Origin of the sequence: Streptomyces sp. A3M-1-3 (genome assembly GCF_024213665.1) — a bacterium.
GTDB lineage: Bacteria > Actinomycetota > Actinomycetes > Streptomycetales > Streptomycetaceae > Streptomyces.
On the sequence record NZ_JANAVP010000057.1, the window covers coordinates 1 to 15,361 of the forward strand.

The following is a 15,361-nucleotide window of genomic DNA, read 5'->3' on the forward strand; positions in this document are numbered from 1 at the left end:
TTCACCGGGGTATGCAAGCACAACACGACCGACAACGCACTTCTGCGACCAGCACTTTCGCAACAGACCCTAGGCGGCTGCCATGCAGGTCAGGGGCGGGCGCGAGGCGACCCGCAGGACGTCCCGAGGAGTGACGGGCGGGCACTCCACGTGACCGACGCCACCACCGGAATGCGGTTTGATGTCAGTGCCCGCCCGTAGCCTTGTATGTATGTCCACCATTCCGATGTCCGCCGGCCCCGAGCGTCCTTCCGCCTCCGAGGCGAACGAAGCGATCCGCCGGCTCGTCGAGACCCGGGTGGACGGCGAATGGCCCTCCGAGGAGTACGAAGTGCTGCTCCTGGAATGGGCTGCCGCCACCAGCGGCGCGATCGAGCGCGCGGCGTAGCCTCCCGTTCCGGCGGCCTCCGGGCAGACGTCCGTCCCGCACCCGACGGATCGGATACGGGACGGCGAAAGCACTCTCCCTGAGCTGCCTCAGAGCTTGGTCAGTTTGGCGTAGGGACTGAGAATCCTTCCCTGGCGACCCGAGAAGTCGATGAGCACGGCGGCGTCACCCTCGACTCCGACGACTCTTCCAAGGCCGAACTGGTCATGTGAAACCCGGTCCCCCACAGCGAAAATCTCGATCGGTGGGGCGGCCGGGGCCGGTACGTTGAAGGGACTGGACGGCAGGTGGCGCCGGGCTCCGGCTGACTTAGTCATTACCTTCAGTATGCGCCCCCCGGCCGCGCCAAGCCATCCCCGTCGGCCACCGGGCCCTGGATCAGGTGCTCCAGGGCCAGTCGGCGGCCCGTCCGGCCTCGAGCAAAGGCACCATACGGAAGGCCGCGTCGGTGAGCCCTCCGAAGGTGTGCCGGCCTGGCGTCCCGGTCGGCGCGTGGCCCGCCCGGTAGCCCGCCAGATTCCAGGTGTAGACCGGAATCCGGTCCGGAACCTGGGCCGTCACGTCGCCGCGGTAGCTGTAGGCCGCCTGCTCGTCCGTGACGATGAGCACCCGGTCGTGCCTCCGGTAGTGGGTGCGCACCGCCTCGGCCGTATTGGTCCCGCCCAGGTCACCGAAGCGCTTCAGCACCTTGAGTACGGACTCGCCCTTGCCGTACTTGACGCGGCCGCTGGTGCTGCCGAACTCCACCAGGTCCGCGTCGGCGGCCCGCATTGCCACCGCCGTACCGAAGATGGCCGCCGCGTCGGCCCGGTTGAGCTGCGAGCGGTCCGAGAGGGGCGACCACATCGAGCCCGAACGGTCGACCAGGATCAGCGTCCGGCCGGGCAGCGCCGGCACATTGGCCAGCGAGTGGCCGAGCGCCTTCTCCAGCGGGTACGACCAGCGCAGCGAGGACGCGTGCTGGTAGGCGGCGAGGTAGCGGAAGGGGAACTGCCGCGACTTCGCGACCTCCTCCGGGTCGGAGATCTTCGCCGCCACCTGCGCGGCGACCGCGTCCGAGACTCCGGCCTCGTCGAAATTCCGAAGATTCCGAGCGAGCGCCATCGCCCCCATGGACGGAATTACCGCCTCCCAGGCCGCGGCGTCCATCGGGCCCTGCAACCAGCCGGCCAGCGCCTCCCACGTCATGCCCGCCTCGGCGAGGCGCTGAGCGCCGTCCGGTGCGGTGACGACCGCCCGTCGCTCCTCCACCGGCACCGCCATCAGCGCCCGGTGGGCGGTCAGCGTGCGGTTCGAGGCGGGCGGCTCGGCCGTGTCCGGGTTGTGCCGGCGGTCGAGCGCGTACCGGAACAGCTCGCCCTGCCACGGCTTCGCCGGGTCCGGCGAGGCGTGTACGAGGTTGAGGATGTCGCCGAAGCGGTAGCCCTTGGAGGCGGTGTCGTACTTGAGCAGGGACTTGCCGTTGTAGAGCCGCTGGACGGCATCGGCGATGCCGCGCTTGACGGGCTTGGGCACGTTGCGCCCGTACTGCGAGGTCCAGTACGCGAGCAGCTCGCCGGGCTCGTCCGCACGCCGCAGCACTGAGGCGACGACCTGGCGGTTCGTCGGTCCGGACTCCGGACCGGACTCCGCGGACGCATCGAGGCGGGCCTTGACGTACTCGGCGGCGCCGACGATCGACGCGGTCCGCATGTTCCCGTCGCCGCGCAGCCAGCCGAGCAGGCCCGCGGTCCACCCCGGGTCCTCGACGGCGAGCTTGCGCACGAGCGCCGCGAATCGGTCGTCGCGGGCGCCGCCTGCCTCGTAATGGGTGTCCTGTGAAACGAAATTGGCGACGGCGAGCAGAAAGAGCTCGGAGCGCGCGTCCCGAAGGAAGCCGAGGCCGCCCTGGTGGGTGGACGTGGTGCGCCCGGTCGTCTGCACGGGCGAGGTGGCCTGGGCCTTGGCCGTACGGAGATTGAAGCGTGCCATGTGAATTCCCCCGAATTCGGCAGGGGGAAGCGCAGCAGAGAACAGGGGTGCCGGGCACCTGGCACCCCCACGCTGAGCCTCCCGAGATCAAAGGTGGCGGCGGCGTGATTTCATGAGAAGAAGTAGCCGCGGCCCGCGCACCGGGAGGTGCATGAAGTTGTGGTGTCCAGAGATCGAGGTCGGCGGAACCGACAAGGTGCTCTACCAACTGAGCTACACCGGCCCGAAGCCGATGACGGGACTCGAACCCGCGGCCGCCCCATTAACAGTGGAAGTAGGTCCTGCCTTCGCACCTGGACGTGGATCACTCTAGGAGAGCAACTGTCCGGCCCGCCAAGGGTTTTATCGCTGCGGCCGGCGCTTCCACGGGCCGGTGATGGCCAGCAGGATGCCGGGCTTCTGGATGTTGGCGTACAGAGTCCGGCCGTCGGGCGAGAAGACGACGCCCGCGAACTCGCTGAATTCCGGCTCGGCCTCGGTGCCGATGTTGAGGTCGTTGCGCGCGATCGGATACGTGCGCCCGCTGTCCGTGGCGCCGAGGAGGTGCTGGATGCCTTCGCCGTCCCGTCGTAGAACCAGACCTGGCCGTCGTGCGGCTTGCCGGGGCTCTCGTCGCGCGCGTACGAGGAGACGATGTACGCGCCGCCGTCCGCCCACCACATGCCTTCGAGCTTGCGGGCGCGCGTGACCTCGCCGTCGGCGAACTGCTCGCGGACCGGGACCGTACGGCCGTCCCGGTCCGGTACGTCCACCCAGTCGACCCCGTACACCGTGCCGATCCTGGTGGCGCGCGAGAGGTCGTCTACGAACCGGCCGGAGCGGTCGAAGCACCGGGGGGCCTGGAGCACGCCCGCGTCGTCCGCGAGCCCCCGCAGCTGTCCTCGGCCGTGCTTGAAGCCGCGGGGCGGGACCCAGCGGAAGAACAGGCCGTTGGGGTCGGAGTCGTCCTCCGTCAGGTACGCGTGGCCGCGCCGCGGGTCGATGACGACGGCTTCGTGGTCGAAGCGGCCGAAGGCCCTGACCGGCTGGGGGTCGCGGTTGGCGCGGCGGTCGTACGGGTCGACTTCGAAGACGTAGCCGTGGTCCTTGGTCATGCCGTTCTCGCCGGCCCGGTCGGAGTTCTCCTCGCAGGTGAGCCAGGTGCCCCAGGGGGTGGACCCGCCGGCGCAGTTGGTGGAGGTGCCGGCGATGCCGACCCATTCGGCGACCTGTCCGCCGTGGCGCACCTCGACGACGGTGCAGCCGCCGGACGCGGCCGGCAGGCACCGGGCACGTGCCCCACCTGCCGGGCCCCCGGGGCGCCAGGCACCGGGGCGCAGGGAGTTCCGGACACCGGGGCAGCCGGCCACCGGGACACCCGGGCACCGGACCCGGGGCCGAGGTGCCGTGGCCCGGGTGGCGCGGTGCCGGGCGGCGGAGCGCGGGTGTCGCTCGGCGCGCCGGGGGCGGCGGGGTCGCGGGCGGCAGATCCGCTCGGCGGGCTACGGCTCGCGCTTGGAGCGGGCCTTGAAGGCCGCCTTTCGTGCTTCCTTCGCCGTCCTCTTGTCCGGGTGCAGCCGGCCCATCGCCTCCAGGACGTCCGGGGTGGCCGGGTGGTCCACCCGCCAGGCCGCCTCGAAGAAGCCGCTGTGCTGTCCCACCAGGCCCTCGACCAGGCCCTGCAGCTCCGCCGAGTCGCCCTCCGCGCCGAGCTGCGCGGCGATCGTGTCGATTGTCAGCCAGAAGACCATGGACTCCGGCGGCGCCGGTACGCCGGCCGCGCCCCGCTCGGCGAGCCACACCCGGGCCAGGCCGCCCAGCTCCGCGTCGTCGAGCACCTCGCGCAGCGCCGGCTCGGCCTCCGGTCCGGTCAGGGACAGCGCCTGCTGGCAGCGGAGCCGGCGCAGCGGAGCGCCCTGGTCCGTGCCGCGGGCGGCGGCCAGCAAGTCCCGTGCCGCTCCCGGGACTTCGCGACGGGCGAGCCACTGCTCGATCTCGGCCTGGGCGGAGGTCTCGGGGAACTGGGCGACGGAGTCGAGCAGGACATCGGCGCCCTTGTCCGCCAGGTCACCGACGGCGGGCGCGTCGAAGCCCGCGTCGAGCAGGCGCGCCCGGATGCCGAAGAGTCCGAGCGGGGTGAGCCGGACCATCCCGTACCGGGCGACGTCGTCCTGGTCGACGGGCTCGGCGTAGTCCTCGTCCGCCTCGGCCATCAACTCCTCGTCGACGGGGCGGTATTCGACGAGCCCGATCGGCTCCAGCAGCCGGAACTGGTCGTCGAGCCGCATCATCGCGTCGGAGACCTGCTCCAGAACGTCATCGGTGGGCTCGCCCATGTCGTCGGGCACGATCATCGACGCGGCGAGCACGGGCAGCGGTACGGGCCCCTCCCCCGAACCGCCCTCGGTGACGGTCAGCAGGTAGAGGTTGCCGAGAACTCCGTCCAGGAAGTCGGCCTCGCCCTGCGGGTCCCATTTCAGCGTGCTCAAGTCGACCTCGCCGCCGCCTTCCATCGCGTCGACGAGATCTTCGAGCGGCGGCACGGTCGCGTCGGCGAGGACGGCGTCCAGTCCGTCGAGCCAGAGGTCGAGAATGTCCTGCGGGCTGCCGGAGGTGACCAGGGCCAGCTCCTCGCCCGCGGTGACGCCGCCCGACCCGGTGTCCCCGTCATCCGCGACATCGATCAGCCCGGTATCGACCGCGAGCCGCCACGCCTCGCTCGCGTACGCCCTGCCGTCCTCTTCCGTGCCGAGCCCGATCTCCTCGGCCGCGGCCTGCAGTTGCTTCTCGAGGAGTTCACCGCCGGCGCCGACCGGTGTGCCGGGCCCCGCCCAGCGCGCGAGCCGTACCGCACGGGCCATCAGTGGCGTGGCGAGCGCGTCGCGTGCCAGCTCCGCGTCGGAGTGCAGCCGCACCGGCGGCAGGGTCGGGCGCTCTGCGGACATCTGCTGATTCTCCTCGGACGGTCATACGGATGGGTCGGTCGGCGCCCCAGCGTAGACGCATTTCGCCCCATCTCATCGGGTTCATGTACCCGTCAGGTTCCGTAAACCCGCGAAGCCTTGACAACTCCACTGGCCACACAAGAGATTGACGCGCGTAGACCTCTCACTCCGTCCCACATTGACCACCCGGAGTCCATACATGTCAGCCCGTTCATCCGTTCCGAGATCCGCCGCCGTCGCGACCGTCGTGGCCACCGCACTGGCCACCGGTCTGCTCGCCGGTTCCTCCTCCGCGTCCGCCGCCGAGGTACGGATCCACGACATCCAGGGCACCACACGGATATCCCCGCTCGCCGGCCAGCAGGTCACCGATGTCCAGGGCATCGTCACCGGCGTGCGTACGTACGGTTCCAGGGGCTTCTGGTTCCAGGACCCGCAGGCCGACGACAACGCCGCCACCAGCGAGGGCATCTTCGTCTTCACCGGCTCGGCGCCGGCCGTCGCCGTGGGCGACGCGGTCAAGGTCTCCGGTCTCGTAGGCGAGTTCATCCCCGGCGGCACCAACTCCGGCAACCAGTCGGTCACCCAGATCTCCAAGCCCACGGTGGCCGTGTTCTCCTCGGGCAACGCCCTGCCCGCGCCGGTCACCGTCTCGGCGAAGTCCGTGCCCGCCGCGTACGCCCCCGAGGGCGACCCGGCGGCGGCCGGCAGCATCAACGCGCTGCCGCTCAACCCCCGCGCGTACGCCCTGGACTACTACGAGTCGCTGGAGGGCAGCAACGTCCGCATCGGTACGTCACGCGTCGTCGGCGCGTCCAACTCCTTCTCCGAGCTGTGGGTGACGGTCAAGCCGCACGAGCACGACAGCCGGCGCGGCGCCACGGTCTACGGCTCGTACACCTCCCAGAACACGGGCCGGCTGAAGATCCAGCAGCTCGCGCCGATCGCGGAGCGGCCCTTCCCGAAGGCGAACGTCGGGGACGTCCTGACCGGGACGACCGAAGGCCCGCTCGACTTCAACCAGTTCGGCGGCTACACCCTGACGGCGCGCACGCTCGGCACGGTCACCGACGAGGGCCTGGAGCGCGAGTCCACCCGCGTGCAGCGGCGCGGCGAGCTGGCCGTGGCCACGTACAACGTCGAGAACCTCGACCCGGGCGACCCGCAGGACAAGTTCGACGCGCTCGCGGGGTCGGTCGTCGACAACCTCGCCTCGCCCGACATCATGGCCCTGGAGGAGATCCAGGACAACAACGGCGCGAAGAACGACGGCACGGTCGCCGCCGACCAGACGCTGAAGAAGTTCACGGACGCGATCGTCGCCGCAGGCGGCCCCGCGTACGAGTGGCGCACCGTCGACCCGGTGAACAACAAGGACGGCGGCGAGCCCGGCGGCAACATCCGCCAGGTCTTCCTCTTCAACCCCGAGCGGGTCTCTTTCACCGACCGCGCGGGCGGCGACGCGACGACGGCGACGGATGTGGTACGGGAGGGCCGGCACGCGGCCCTGACGCTCTCCCCCGGCCGGATCGACCCGGCGAACGCGGCCTGGGAGAACAGCCGCAAGCCGCTGGCGGGCGAGTTCACCTTCCGCGGCCGTACGGTCTTCGTGATCGCCAACCACTTCGGCTCGAAGGGCGGCGACGAGGCGCTGACCTCGCACCACCAGCCGCCGGTGCGCTCCTCGGAGGCCAAGCGTCTGCTCCAGGCACAGGCCGTCAACGGCTTCGTCAAGGAGATCCTGACGGCCCAGCGCAACGCGGACGTCCTCGTCGTCGGTGACATCAACGACTTCGAGTTCTCGGCGACGACGAAGGCCCTGACGGACGGCGGTGCGCTCTACCCGGCGATCAAGGCCCTGCCCCGTTCGGAGCGTTACTCGTACGTCTTCCAGGGCAACGCGCAGGTCCTGGACCAGATCCTGACCAGCCCGTCGATCGACGACTTCAGTTACGACAGCGTGCACATCAACGCCGAGTTCGCGGACCAGGACAGCGACCACGACCCGCAGGTCGTGCGCTTCCGCCCGTAGCACCGGCCGGCTGAAGACCCCGGGGCCCGGCCGCCGTCCCGGCCGGGCCCCGGCTTTCCCCAGGCCCTGTCCGGGCCTACGCGGGGGTGAGCCGCAGCGTGGGCGTGTACCGGTTGACCCCGCCGCCGGTCACGCCTGGGAAGTTGTGCACCCGCTGCCACTGCGGGGTGACGGACCCGACGCCGTCGCCGGGGGCTGCGAGCGCCTCGATGTGCGCCTGCTCGCTCTCCCACTCCGCGTAGTTGAGCACCCGGGTGCCGTCCGTACTCACGTGGAAGTGCCCGGAGATTCCGCCGGGGTGCGGATGCGGATCGGTGTCCAGCGCCTCGAAGACGGCTTCGATCCAGGCGCGCTGCCGGGCCGGATCGGGCCCGTCGAACTCGACGTCGACGATCACGACGGTTCCCGGCACCCGGGTGTCGCCGGGCGGGGCGGTGATACTGCGGTACGGCTCGTACTCCCCCAGCCCCAGCCGCTTGATCCCGGGCACCGCGGCGTCGATGTCCGCGACGCGGTCGTCGCGGTGCAGCCGGGCGAACTCGGCGTGTGCCGCCGCGCTCGTCCACTGCGAGTAGTGCAGCAGGGTGTCCCCGTCGTTGCCCGTGTAAACGGTGTACGAGAGCAGGTCCCCACTCGGCCACGGCCGGCTCCGCCAGGCCTCGGCGATGGCGTCGACGGCAGCCCGCTGCCGCTCGGGCGTCCCGACGCTCCAGGTGCTGGACATGACGGTCCCGGCGCCGGAACGGGTGAGGTCGGGCAGGGTGTTGAAGGCGGCCTGTGCGGTCATGGGGGATCTCCTCGGTCGTGACGGTGTCTACGGTGCCTGCCAAGATCCATCCTCAAACATCAACCAAAGTTGAGGTCAAGGCCCCAGCACAGCCCCGCCAGCACCTCCGGCCGGGTCCGTGCCAGACTCCGCCGCATGATCTTCCGTACCGCCGCCCGCCACGACCTGCCGGCGATACTCGCGCTCCTCGCCGACGAGGAGCGGGTCGTCGATCCCGCCTCCCTCGTGATCGACGAGGCCCACGAGCACGCCTTCGCGGCCATCGAGAGCGACAGCCGCAACGAGATGATGGTCCTCGCCGAACCGGACGGGACGGTGCTCGGGTGCCTCCAGGCGACGTACATCCCGGGGCTCGGACAGGGCGGCGGCGAGCGGGTGCTTCTTGAGGCCGTACGGATCCGGGCAGACCGCCGTGGCGACGGGCTCGGCCGCGCGCTGGTGCGGCGGGCGATCGAGCGGGCCCGCGAGCGCGGCTGCGCGCTGGTCCAGCTGACCAGCAACGAGCGCCGCACCCGGGCACACCGCTTCTACGCGTCCCTGGGCTTCGCGCGCAGCCACGACGGTTTCAAACTGACCCTGTAGCGGCGCTTCCGCATTCCCTGAAGCAGATTTAAGTGGAGCTTCACGGCCCGGCGTGACCACACTGCGGTCATGACCTCACCCTCACCGCACCCCTTCGGCCGCGCTCTGTGCGCGATGGTCACGCCCTTCACCGACGACGGCGCCGTTGACCTCGCCGGCGCGCAGAAGCTCGCCGCCCATCTGGTGGACGGCGGCTGCGACGGACTCGTGCTGAGCGGCACCACCGGCGAGTCCCCCACGACCACGGACCGCGAGAAGGCGGACCTGATCCGGGCCGTGGCCGAGGCGGTCGGCGACCGCGCGGCCGTGCTGGCCGGCGTGGGCAGCCCGGACACCCGCCACACCGTCGAACTGGCGCGGGCGGCGGAACAGGCGGGCGCGGATGGGCTCCTGGTGGTCACGCCGTACTACAGCCGCCCGCCGCAGGACGCCGTCGAGGCGCACTTCCGCCGCGTCGCGGACGCGGTCGGCGTCCCGCTGATGCTGTACGACATCCCCGGCCGCACCGGTACCCGTATCGAGCCGGACACCATGCTGCGGCTGGCCGGGCACACCCGGATCACCGCCGTCAAGGACTGCGCGTACGACCTGCTGGGCAGCACGAAGGTCATCTCCCGCACCGGTCTCGCGTACTACTCGGGCTGCGAGGAACTGAACCTCCCGCTGTACGCGGTGGGGGGCGCGGGTTTCGTCTCCACCGTGGCCAATGTGGCGGCGCCGCGGCTGCGAGCGGTCCTGGACGCGTACGACGCGGGCGAGACCGCAGAGGCGGCCCGGCTGAACCAGCTCGCGCTGCCGCTGACCGAACTGATGATGGCCTCCGGCCTGCCCGGCACGGTGACCGCGAAGGCGCTGCTGGGAGCACTCGGCCTGCCCGCCGGCCCAGTCCGCGAACCGCTGCGGCCCGCCGACCGGGAAACGGTCGACGGGCTGCTGAAGGCGTACGCCCTACTGGCCCAGCCCTAAGGGCTGTCCGGGCCTAGTTGTGGCTGTGCAGGATCTCGTTGAGGCCGCCCCAGACCGCGTTGTTCGGGCGGGCCTCGACGGCGCCGGTCACCGAGTTGCGGCGGAAGAGGATGTTGCTCGCGCCGGACAGCTCCAGCGCCTTGACGATCTGTCCGTCGGGCATCGTGACGCGGGTGCCCGCGGTCACGTACAGGCCCGCCTCGACGATGCATTCGTCGCCGAGCGCGATGCCGACGCCCGCCTCGGCACCGACGAGGCAGCGCTCGCCAATCGAGATGATCTGCTTGCCGCCGCCGGAGAGCGTGCCCATGGTGGAGGCGCCGCCGCCGATGTCGGAGCCGTCACCGATGACGACACCGGCGGAGATCCGGCCCTCGATCATCGACGTGCCGAGGGTGCCGGCGTTGAAGTTCACGAAGCCCTCGTGCATGACCGTGGTGCCCTCGGCGAGGTGCGCGCCGAGGCGGACCCGGTCGGCGTCGGCGATACGGACACCCTTGGGCGCCACGTAGTCCGTCATCCGCGGGAACTTGTCGATCGAGGTGACCTGGAGGTGCAGGCCCTCGGCGCGAGCGTTCAGGCGCACCGTCTCGACCTGGTCGACGGCGACCGGCCCGAGGCTCGTCCACGCCACGTTGGCGAGCAGCCCGAAGACGCCGTCCAGGTTCTGGCCGTGCGGCTTGACCAGGCGGTGGCTCAGCAGGTGCAGGCGCAGGTACGCGTCGTGCGCGTCCAGCGGCTTGTCGTCGAGCGAGGCGATGACCGTACGGACGGCGACGACCTGGACGCCACGGCGCGGGTCGGGCCCGATCGCCTTGCGCGCGGCCTCCCCGAGCAGCTCCACGGCCCGCTCGGCGGTGAGCCGCTCGGTGCCGGAGGGGCCCGGCTCGGACACGAGCTCGGGCGCGGGGAACCAGGTGTCGAGGACGGTGCCGTCGTCGGCGAGTGTGGCGAGTCCGGCGGCGACGGCGCCGGTGGAGCGGGGAGCAGTGGTGTCGGTCATAACAGGAAACCTAACCGGCCGGGGCGGCCGGGTGCGAACCGGTCTCAGGTGCCGGGCGCCGCATCCCTTCGATGCGCGGCGGTTCAAGGGCCCGTAGCGCCGGTACGGGCTCACGGAGCCGTCGCGCCGCCAGTACGGCCACAGCCGCAGCGCCCGCCAGTACCGCGCAGGCGGGCCAGAGCAGGGCGGGCGCGACGGTGTACAGCGCGCCGCCGAGCGGCGGGGCGAGCACCTGGCCGCTGATCGATGCCCCGGCATACAGGCTCTGGAACCGGCCCTGGGCGTGATCCGGTGCCTGATCGGCGACGTAGGCGGTGGCCGTGGTCTTGTACAGGATCTCGCCCGCCGTCAGCGTCACCATCATGGTGACGGCGAGAAGCAGCCCCGCCCCCGGGATCAGCACGGCGCAGCCGAGCCCGACCAGCAGCAGTCCGGCGCCGACGACGGACAGCAGGGTCGAATACTGCTGCCGTTGCAGCTCTCCCTCGCGTATGCGTGGGACTCTCCCCTGGATCGCTCCGGGGAGTTTGACAGCGCTCACGTCTGTCTTTTGACAGCGCTCACGTCTGTCTGACGACTGCTCTCCCAGCAACCGGGGCGAGTGCGAGACCCGCCCAGTCGATATTTCGGCCCGCGTTGTGGTCGGCGTTACCCGACCAGCAACAGGTGGGGTTCTTGCAGACGAAGACCGCCTGCGACTCCCGGCTGCCCGGCGTAGTGAAGCCACACATGGAGCAGCGCAGGGACGCACCCGGCGCGGGCACCTTGACCAGCAGCCCGCCCCGGTCAGCGACCTTGTGAGCGAGCAGGTCGACCGTTCGCCCCCATGCCTCGCCCGCGATCCTGCGGTTGAGCCCGGCCGCTGGGCAGACATCCCGGGTGCGACCGTGCACGGCGTGTCCACCCAACGCCCGGACGAGCAGCGGGTGTTCGCCGAGAAGGAGCGGTTGCGCTTCCCGTTGCTCTCCGACGCGGAACTCGCCCTGACAGCCGCGCTGCGGCTGCCGACCTTCCGCGCCGCAGGGGTGAGCCGGCTCAAGCGGCTGACCCTGGTGATCGACCGCTACCGGGTGGTTCGCGAGGTGTTCTATCCGGTCACGCACATCGAGGCGAGTGTGCGGGGCGGCTCTGGCGGCGGTCACGCGCTCCGGCTCCGCAGCCGTCAGCGGATGATCCGGGCGAGCATCTCCCGCGCGTAGGCGGGGTCGTACGCGGCGTCGGTCAGCAGCACCTGCAGGCATATCCCGTCCATCAGCGCCACCAGCGCCCGCGCCGTGACCGGATCGGTGCGCCGGGTCAGCGCCTCGGCCACGCCCTCGCACCACTCGGCGGCGACCTGGCGCAGCGCGGGCCTGCGCAGCGCGGCCAGATACAGCTCGTACTCCAGCTCGACTCCCGTGCGGTCGCCGGAGAGCCACTCACCCATCAGCCGGGCGAGCCCCTCGGCGAGATCCGCCTGCGGATCCTCGAACGCGCCGCTCTCGTTCACGGCCTTGGCGAAGCCCTCGTTGGCCTGCCGCAGCGCGGCGACCATCAGTTCGTCGAGCGTCTTGAAGTGGTACGTCGTCGAACCCAGCGGGACATCGGCCTCGGCGGCGGCGGACCGGTGGCTCAGCCCGCCGATCCCCTTGCTTCCGACCACCCGGATCGCGGCGTCGATGATCCGCTGGCGGCGCTCGGGGTCGTACCGGCGGGCCATCAGTGGGCACCGTCGAGGTTGAGCAGGACGACGCCGCCGATAACCAGCGCGATGCCGGCCAGTTTGGCCGCGCTCGCCGTCTCGTCCAGGAAGACGATCCCGATGACGGCGATGGCGGCGGTGCCGACGCCCGCCCAGATGGCATAGGCCGTGCCGACCTGCATCGTCTTCAGGGCCTGCGCGAGCAGCGTGAAGGCGAGGAGGTATCCGGCGACCGTCCCCAGGGACGGCCACAGCTTGCTGAACCCGTGGCTGAACTTCATGGCCGTGGTCCCGGCCACCTCCGCCGCGATCGCCGCGGCCAGCAGTACGTAGGGCATGCGTACGAGCGTACACAACGTTGCGTACGCCCGTACGCAACAGTCGGCGCGCACCGGCACTACGGAGATCGCGCAGCACCGGTTAACGTGTCCCGGTCAACGGGGGACGATCAACCAGCGGAGGCGCGGTGCTCGTCGCGCTGCTCCGCGCGCTGCTGATCGCGTACCTCGCGGTCGAGCACAGCATCCAGGCGTGGTTCGACCACCTGGAGTACGGCGGTCTTGGCCGGGAGGACGGCCTGGCGCTGCTCATCGCCCTCGGCGCGGTGGCGGCCTTCGCCATGGTGCTGACGCTGCTCAGCACGGCGGTGATCTACGCCGCGACCTCTGCCGTACTCCAGGACGCGGTCCTCGGCCGCCCGGCGGCCTTCGGCACGGTCTGGCGCCGCGCGTGGTCCCGGATGCCCGCGGTGCTCGGCACCGTACTCCTCAGCTCGCTGATCGCCTGTGCCCCGATGCTGGTGTTCGGGGTCGTCATGCTCGTGCTCCTCGCGGCGTCCGCGGGCGAGGGCTCGGACACGGCCGGAACACTGTTCGGCGTCTGGGCCCTGCTGATGCTGGTGTCGCTGCCGGTGACGGTCTGGCTGTGGATACGGTTCAGCGTCTCTAGAACTCTGTGTGTGCCTGTGGTTTCCAGGCTTTTCGGGCGCGGCGTGGCCGTGTGCGGTTGCCATCGTGGGGTCCGAACCTCGGGGTGAGGGGGTGGACTTGGGTGGCGTGCAGGTGGTGGAAGCCGGTCCGCTCGGCGGCGCTGGTGCGCCGCCGACAGGTTCTGCGTGAGAGCCGCGCCTGGTGACCGGTGGGAAGGTGGTCTTCCGGCCGGTTACCGGGTGTGGGTACTCCATGGCCTGACACCGGCCCGTGTGCGGCTGGTGTCGAGGTGTCATGCCCCGCCGGACGCTGGACCACCCGGGTGGGGGTGGTGGCGGGGACCGTACGCACATCGGGCGTACGGCGGGAAGTGGGTGGGGTCGGGGCGTGCTGTCCGGTGGTGTGCCGGGCGCGTCGCGGGGAAGGGCCGGTGGGTCTGCTGGGGGTGGGATGTCCCTTGCCCGGGGTGACCTTGGTCCCGGCCTGCGGGAGCGGGGTGCTGTCCGGGCGCAGGGCGCGGCGCAGGCGACGGGTGGTCTTCTTGGGGCGGCGTGCCAGGGTCACGGTGCTGTCGATGGTGGTGCGGATGGTGCGGGCGTGGGTGGCACGGTCGGTGACGGTGTGGGTTTGGGCGAGCAGGCCGCGGGAGACGATCCGGCGGGCGGCGGCGTGATCGCGGTCCATGGACAGTCCGCAGCGGGCGCAGTGAGCCCATTTCCAGCCGCGTTCGCCCAGTCGGTCGGGGGCGGGGTGGTGGGTGAGGGTGCCCAGGCAGCCGGGGCACAGCGCGGAGGTGCCCCGGGCGGGGACGGTGACGACCGCGATGCCCGCCTTCGCGCCCAGGTGCCTGATCGCTTCGGCCATGGTGCCGCGGACCTGCCCCGACAGGCGGGCGTTACCGCGCCTGCGGCCGCGTGCTTCCAGGGTGGCGAGGTCTTCGAGGTAGATCACGGTGGCGCCGAGCGCGGCCGCCTGGTCGACGGCCCAGCGGGCGGCCGCCCAGGCCAGCGCCTGGTTCAGGTGCCGGATCCGGGCACACACCCGCACATGCTCCGCCTCCAGCACCTGGGCCCGCGCGAGGTGTTCGCCCCAGCGCAGGTGGGGGGAGCCGAGGCTGTCGGCCAGCGCCTGGTAGTGGTCGCGTTTGGCGGCCAGGTGTTCGCGCTGGGTGCGCAGCCGGTGCAGGGTGACACTGATCGCGGTGGCGTCGAAGATCAAAGGACGGCCGTCGGTGACCACCCGCGCCGTTGCGCCCCGCCCGGTCAGGCGGCCGACCGTGCCGGTGAGCAGGGTGTTGACACCCCAGTCGAAACCGAGCGCCACCCGGTGCCCTGTGGTCTTGGTGGCCGGGGCGGGAGTGCGGCAGGTCCACGGCGATCCGCCCGGCCCGGGTGGGGCGCAGAGTCGGGGTATGCAGGATCGCGTCCGCCCCGACGGTGCCCGGCAGCCGGATGTCGAGCACATGCCAGGCCCAGTCCCTTCCCGAGGCCGGGGCCGGGGCCGCGCACAGCGGGAGCTTGACCCGCAACCGGGCCGTCGTCTCGTCAAGGCGCTCAAGGGTGACCTGCTGGCGGTCCATCGCCGCCAGGAGTACCTGCGCCGCGATCTGGTGCGGGTCCTCCAGCTCGCACAACCCGGCGGGAAGGCGCCCGTGCTCGGCCACATACGCGCGCACCTGCCGGGTGCGGTTGCGGATCTCCGCACCACTCACCGGGGCAGGCAGCAGCGCCCGCAGTGCCCGCCACTCCGCCTCGGCGCGCCGACGGGGATCCTCCGGCCAGGTGGCCAGGATCGCCGTCACCAGGGCGCGCCGGTGCACCGCCAGGCGCAGGGTACGCGCCGCGTACTCCTCGGCGCCACGGCGCACCCGGTCCGGGACATACACCCCCACCGGTGGTGCGACACCCCCGGGCCAGTCCAGGCGGCGCATGGCCATCCACCCCTTGGACGGCAGTACCTCGCCCCGCCCGTCAAGACCGGCGGCCAGCAGATCCAGGGATGCCTCGTCCCACCGGGCGGCCACTAGGGCCTGTTGCGAAAGTGGATCTCGCCTGTGAAATGATCTTGTGTTGTGGCGCGTGCAGATCTGACGGACGAA

General features: G+C 71.3%; 15 protein-coding genes, 1 tRNA gene and 2 pseudogenes. 6 read left to right on the plus strand and 12 right to left on the minus strand.

The window, feature by feature from the left end; all coding sequences use genetic code 11:
* Positions 1–211 precede the first annotated feature (211 nt).
* Positions 212–388, plus strand: a complete 177-nt coding sequence (locus NLX86_RS33555; RefSeq protein WP_254375611.1) for a hypothetical protein — start codon at positions 212–214, stop codon at positions 386–388.
* A gap of 89 nt (positions 389–477) precedes the next feature.
* On the opposite strand, the gene NLX86_RS33560 is transcribed toward NLX86_RS33555, so the two are convergent.
* The 5 genes and pseudogenes from NLX86_RS33560 to NLX86_RS33580 all read right to left on the minus strand — a co-directional run bounded on the left by NLX86_RS33560 (position 478) and on the right by NLX86_RS33580 (position 5,283).
* Positions 478–705, minus strand: coding sequence for a hypothetical protein (locus tag NLX86_RS33560; RefSeq protein ID WP_254375612.1), 228 nt, complete (start codon positions 703–705; stop codon positions 478–480).
* Positions 706–766: 61 nt separating this feature from the next.
* On the minus strand, positions 767–2,359 hold the full coding sequence (locus NLX86_RS33565) for a TROVE domain-containing protein (RefSeq protein ID WP_254375613.1): 1,593 nt from the start codon (positions 2,357–2,359) through the stop codon (positions 767–769).
* Between the two features lie 230 nt (positions 2,360–2,589).
* Positions 2,590–2,659 (minus strand) — tRNA-Asn (locus tag NLX86_RS33570).
* Between the two features lie 42 nt (positions 2,660–2,701).
* A pseudogene (locus NLX86_RS33575) lies at positions 2,702–3,618 on the minus strand (alkaline phosphatase PhoX); the annotation flags it as partial.
* A 222-nt stretch (positions 3,619–3,840) separates the two neighbouring features.
* A complete protein-coding gene (locus NLX86_RS33580; RefSeq protein WP_254375614.1) occupies positions 3,841–5,283 on the minus strand; it encodes a hypothetical protein in 1,443 nt (480 codons plus the stop codon).
* A 199-nt stretch (positions 5,284–5,482) separates the two neighbouring features.
* On the opposite strand from NLX86_RS33580, the gene NLX86_RS33585 reads away from it, so the two are divergent.
* Complete coding sequence (locus tag NLX86_RS33585; protein WP_254375615.1) at positions 5,483–7,315, plus strand: endonuclease/exonuclease/phosphatase family protein; 1,833 nt, start codon at positions 5,483–5,485, stop codon at positions 7,313–7,315.
* A gap of 76 nt (positions 7,316–7,391) precedes the next feature.
* Here NLX86_RS33585 and NLX86_RS33590 read toward each other — a convergent pair whose 3' ends face one another.
* A complete protein-coding gene (locus NLX86_RS33590) occupies positions 7,392–8,102 on the minus strand; it encodes an antibiotic biosynthesis monooxygenase (RefSeq protein ID WP_254375616.1) in 711 nt (236 codons plus the stop codon).
* Between the two features lie 135 nt (positions 8,103–8,237).
* On the opposite strand from NLX86_RS33590, the gene NLX86_RS33595 reads away from it, so the two are divergent.
* Both NLX86_RS33595 and dapA read left to right on the plus strand, forming a co-directional pair.
* A complete protein-coding gene (locus tag NLX86_RS33595) occupies positions 8,238–8,684 on the plus strand; it encodes a GNAT family N-acetyltransferase (protein WP_254375617.1) in 447 nt (148 codons plus the stop codon).
* A gap of 69 nt (positions 8,685–8,753) precedes the next feature.
* Positions 8,754–9,650: a 4-hydroxy-tetrahydrodipicolinate synthase gene (dapA, locus tag NLX86_RS33600; protein ID WP_254375618.1), complete on the plus strand. Its 897-nt coding sequence runs from the start codon at positions 8,754–8,756 to the stop codon at positions 9,648–9,650.
* A 13-nt stretch (positions 9,651–9,663) separates the two neighbouring features.
* On the opposite strand, the gene dapD is transcribed toward dapA, so the two are convergent.
* The 3 genes and pseudogenes from dapD to NLX86_RS33615 form a co-directional block, all read right to left on the minus strand.
* Positions 9,664–10,653: a 2,3,4,5-tetrahydropyridine-2,6-dicarboxylate N-succinyltransferase gene (dapD, locus tag NLX86_RS33605; RefSeq protein ID WP_254375619.1), complete on the minus strand. Its 990-nt coding sequence runs from the start codon at positions 10,651–10,653 to the stop codon at positions 9,664–9,666.
* A 10-nt stretch (positions 10,654–10,663) separates the two neighbouring features.
* Positions 10,664–11,104: pseudogene (locus NLX86_RS33610) on the minus strand (MFS transporter); the annotation flags it as partial.
* Positions 11,105–11,213: 109 nt separating this feature from the next.
* On the minus strand, positions 11,214–11,546 hold the full coding sequence (locus NLX86_RS33615; RefSeq protein ID WP_374214020.1) for a zinc ribbon domain-containing protein: 333 nt from the start codon (positions 11,544–11,546) through the stop codon (positions 11,214–11,216).
* A gap of 3 nt (positions 11,547–11,549) precedes the next feature.
* On the opposite strand from NLX86_RS33615, the gene NLX86_RS33620 reads away from it, so the two are divergent.
* The gene (locus NLX86_RS33620; RefSeq protein WP_374214021.1) at positions 11,550–11,852 is read left to right on the plus strand and encodes a hypothetical protein; all 303 of its coding nucleotides are present in this window, start codon (positions 11,550–11,552) and stop codon (positions 11,850–11,852) included.
* On the opposite strand, the gene NLX86_RS33625 is transcribed toward NLX86_RS33620, so the two are convergent.
* Positions 11,816–12,352 carry a TetR/AcrR family transcriptional regulator gene (locus NLX86_RS33625; protein WP_254375620.1) on the minus strand — a complete coding sequence of 179 codons (537 nt, stop codon included), beginning with the start codon at positions 12,350–12,352 and terminating at the stop codon, positions 11,816–11,818. The two genes, NLX86_RS33620 and NLX86_RS33625, sit on opposite strands and share 37 nt — an antisense overlap.
* Complete coding sequence (locus NLX86_RS33630; RefSeq protein WP_254375621.1) at positions 12,352–12,672, minus strand: multidrug efflux SMR transporter; 321 nt, start codon at positions 12,670–12,672, stop codon at positions 12,352–12,354. The genes NLX86_RS33625 and NLX86_RS33630 overlap by 1 nt, the downstream gene beginning before the upstream one ends.
* A 128-nt stretch (positions 12,673–12,800) precedes the next feature.
* Here NLX86_RS33630 and NLX86_RS33635 point away from each other — a divergent pair, with 128 nt between their 5' ends.
* Entirely contained in the window at positions 12,801–13,370 is a 570-nt protein-coding gene (locus NLX86_RS33635; protein WP_254375622.1) for a hypothetical protein, read from the plus strand.
* Here NLX86_RS33635 and NLX86_RS34920 read toward each other — a convergent pair.
* Positions 13,279–14,586, minus strand: a complete 1,308-nt coding sequence (locus NLX86_RS34920; RefSeq protein ID WP_254375623.1) for a zinc ribbon domain-containing protein — start codon at positions 14,584–14,586, stop codon at positions 13,279–13,281. The genes NLX86_RS33635 and NLX86_RS34920 overlap by 92 nt on opposite strands.
* Between the last annotated feature and the right edge of the window lie 775 nt (positions 14,587–15,361).

Excerpts from the sequence above, each read along its gene's own strand:
- NLX86_RS33555 (WP_254375611.1), top strand. The coding sequence starts at position 212 with ATGTCCACCATTCCGATGTCCGCCGGCCCCGAGCGTCCTTCCGCCTCC.
- NLX86_RS33560 (WP_254375612.1), bottom strand. The coding sequence starts at position 705 with ATGACTAAGTCAGCCGGAGCCCGGCGCCACCTGCCGTCCAGTCCCTTC.
- NLX86_RS33565 (WP_254375613.1), bottom strand. The coding sequence starts at position 2,359 with ATGGCACGCTTCAATCTCCGTACGGCCAAGGCCCAGGCCACCTCGCCC.
- NLX86_RS33580 (WP_254375614.1), bottom strand. The coding sequence starts at position 5,283 with ATGTCCGCAGAGCGCCCGACCCTGCCGCCGGTGCGGCTGCACTCCGAC.
- NLX86_RS33585 (WP_254375615.1), top strand. The coding sequence starts at position 5,483 with ATGTCAGCCCGTTCATCCGTTCCGAGATCCGCCGCCGTCGCGACCGTC.
- NLX86_RS33590 (WP_254375616.1), bottom strand. The coding sequence starts at position 8,102 with ATGACCGCACAGGCCGCCTTCAACACCCTGCCCGACCTCACCCGTTCC.
- NLX86_RS33595 (WP_254375617.1), top strand. The coding sequence starts at position 8,238 with ATGATCTTCCGTACCGCCGCCCGCCACGACCTGCCGGCGATACTCGCG.
- dapA (WP_254375618.1), top strand. The coding sequence starts at position 8,754 with ATGACCTCACCCTCACCGCACCCCTTCGGCCGCGCTCTGTGCGCGATG.
- dapD (WP_254375619.1), bottom strand. The coding sequence starts at position 10,653 with ATGACCGACACCACTGCTCCCCGCTCCACCGGCGCCGTCGCCGCCGGA.
- NLX86_RS33625 (WP_254375620.1), bottom strand. The coding sequence starts at position 12,352 with ATGGCCCGCCGGTACGACCCCGAGCGCCGCCAGCGGATCATCGACGCC.
- NLX86_RS33630 (WP_254375621.1), bottom strand. The coding sequence starts at position 12,672 with ATGCCCTACGTACTGCTGGCCGCGGCGATCGCGGCGGAGGTGGCCGGG.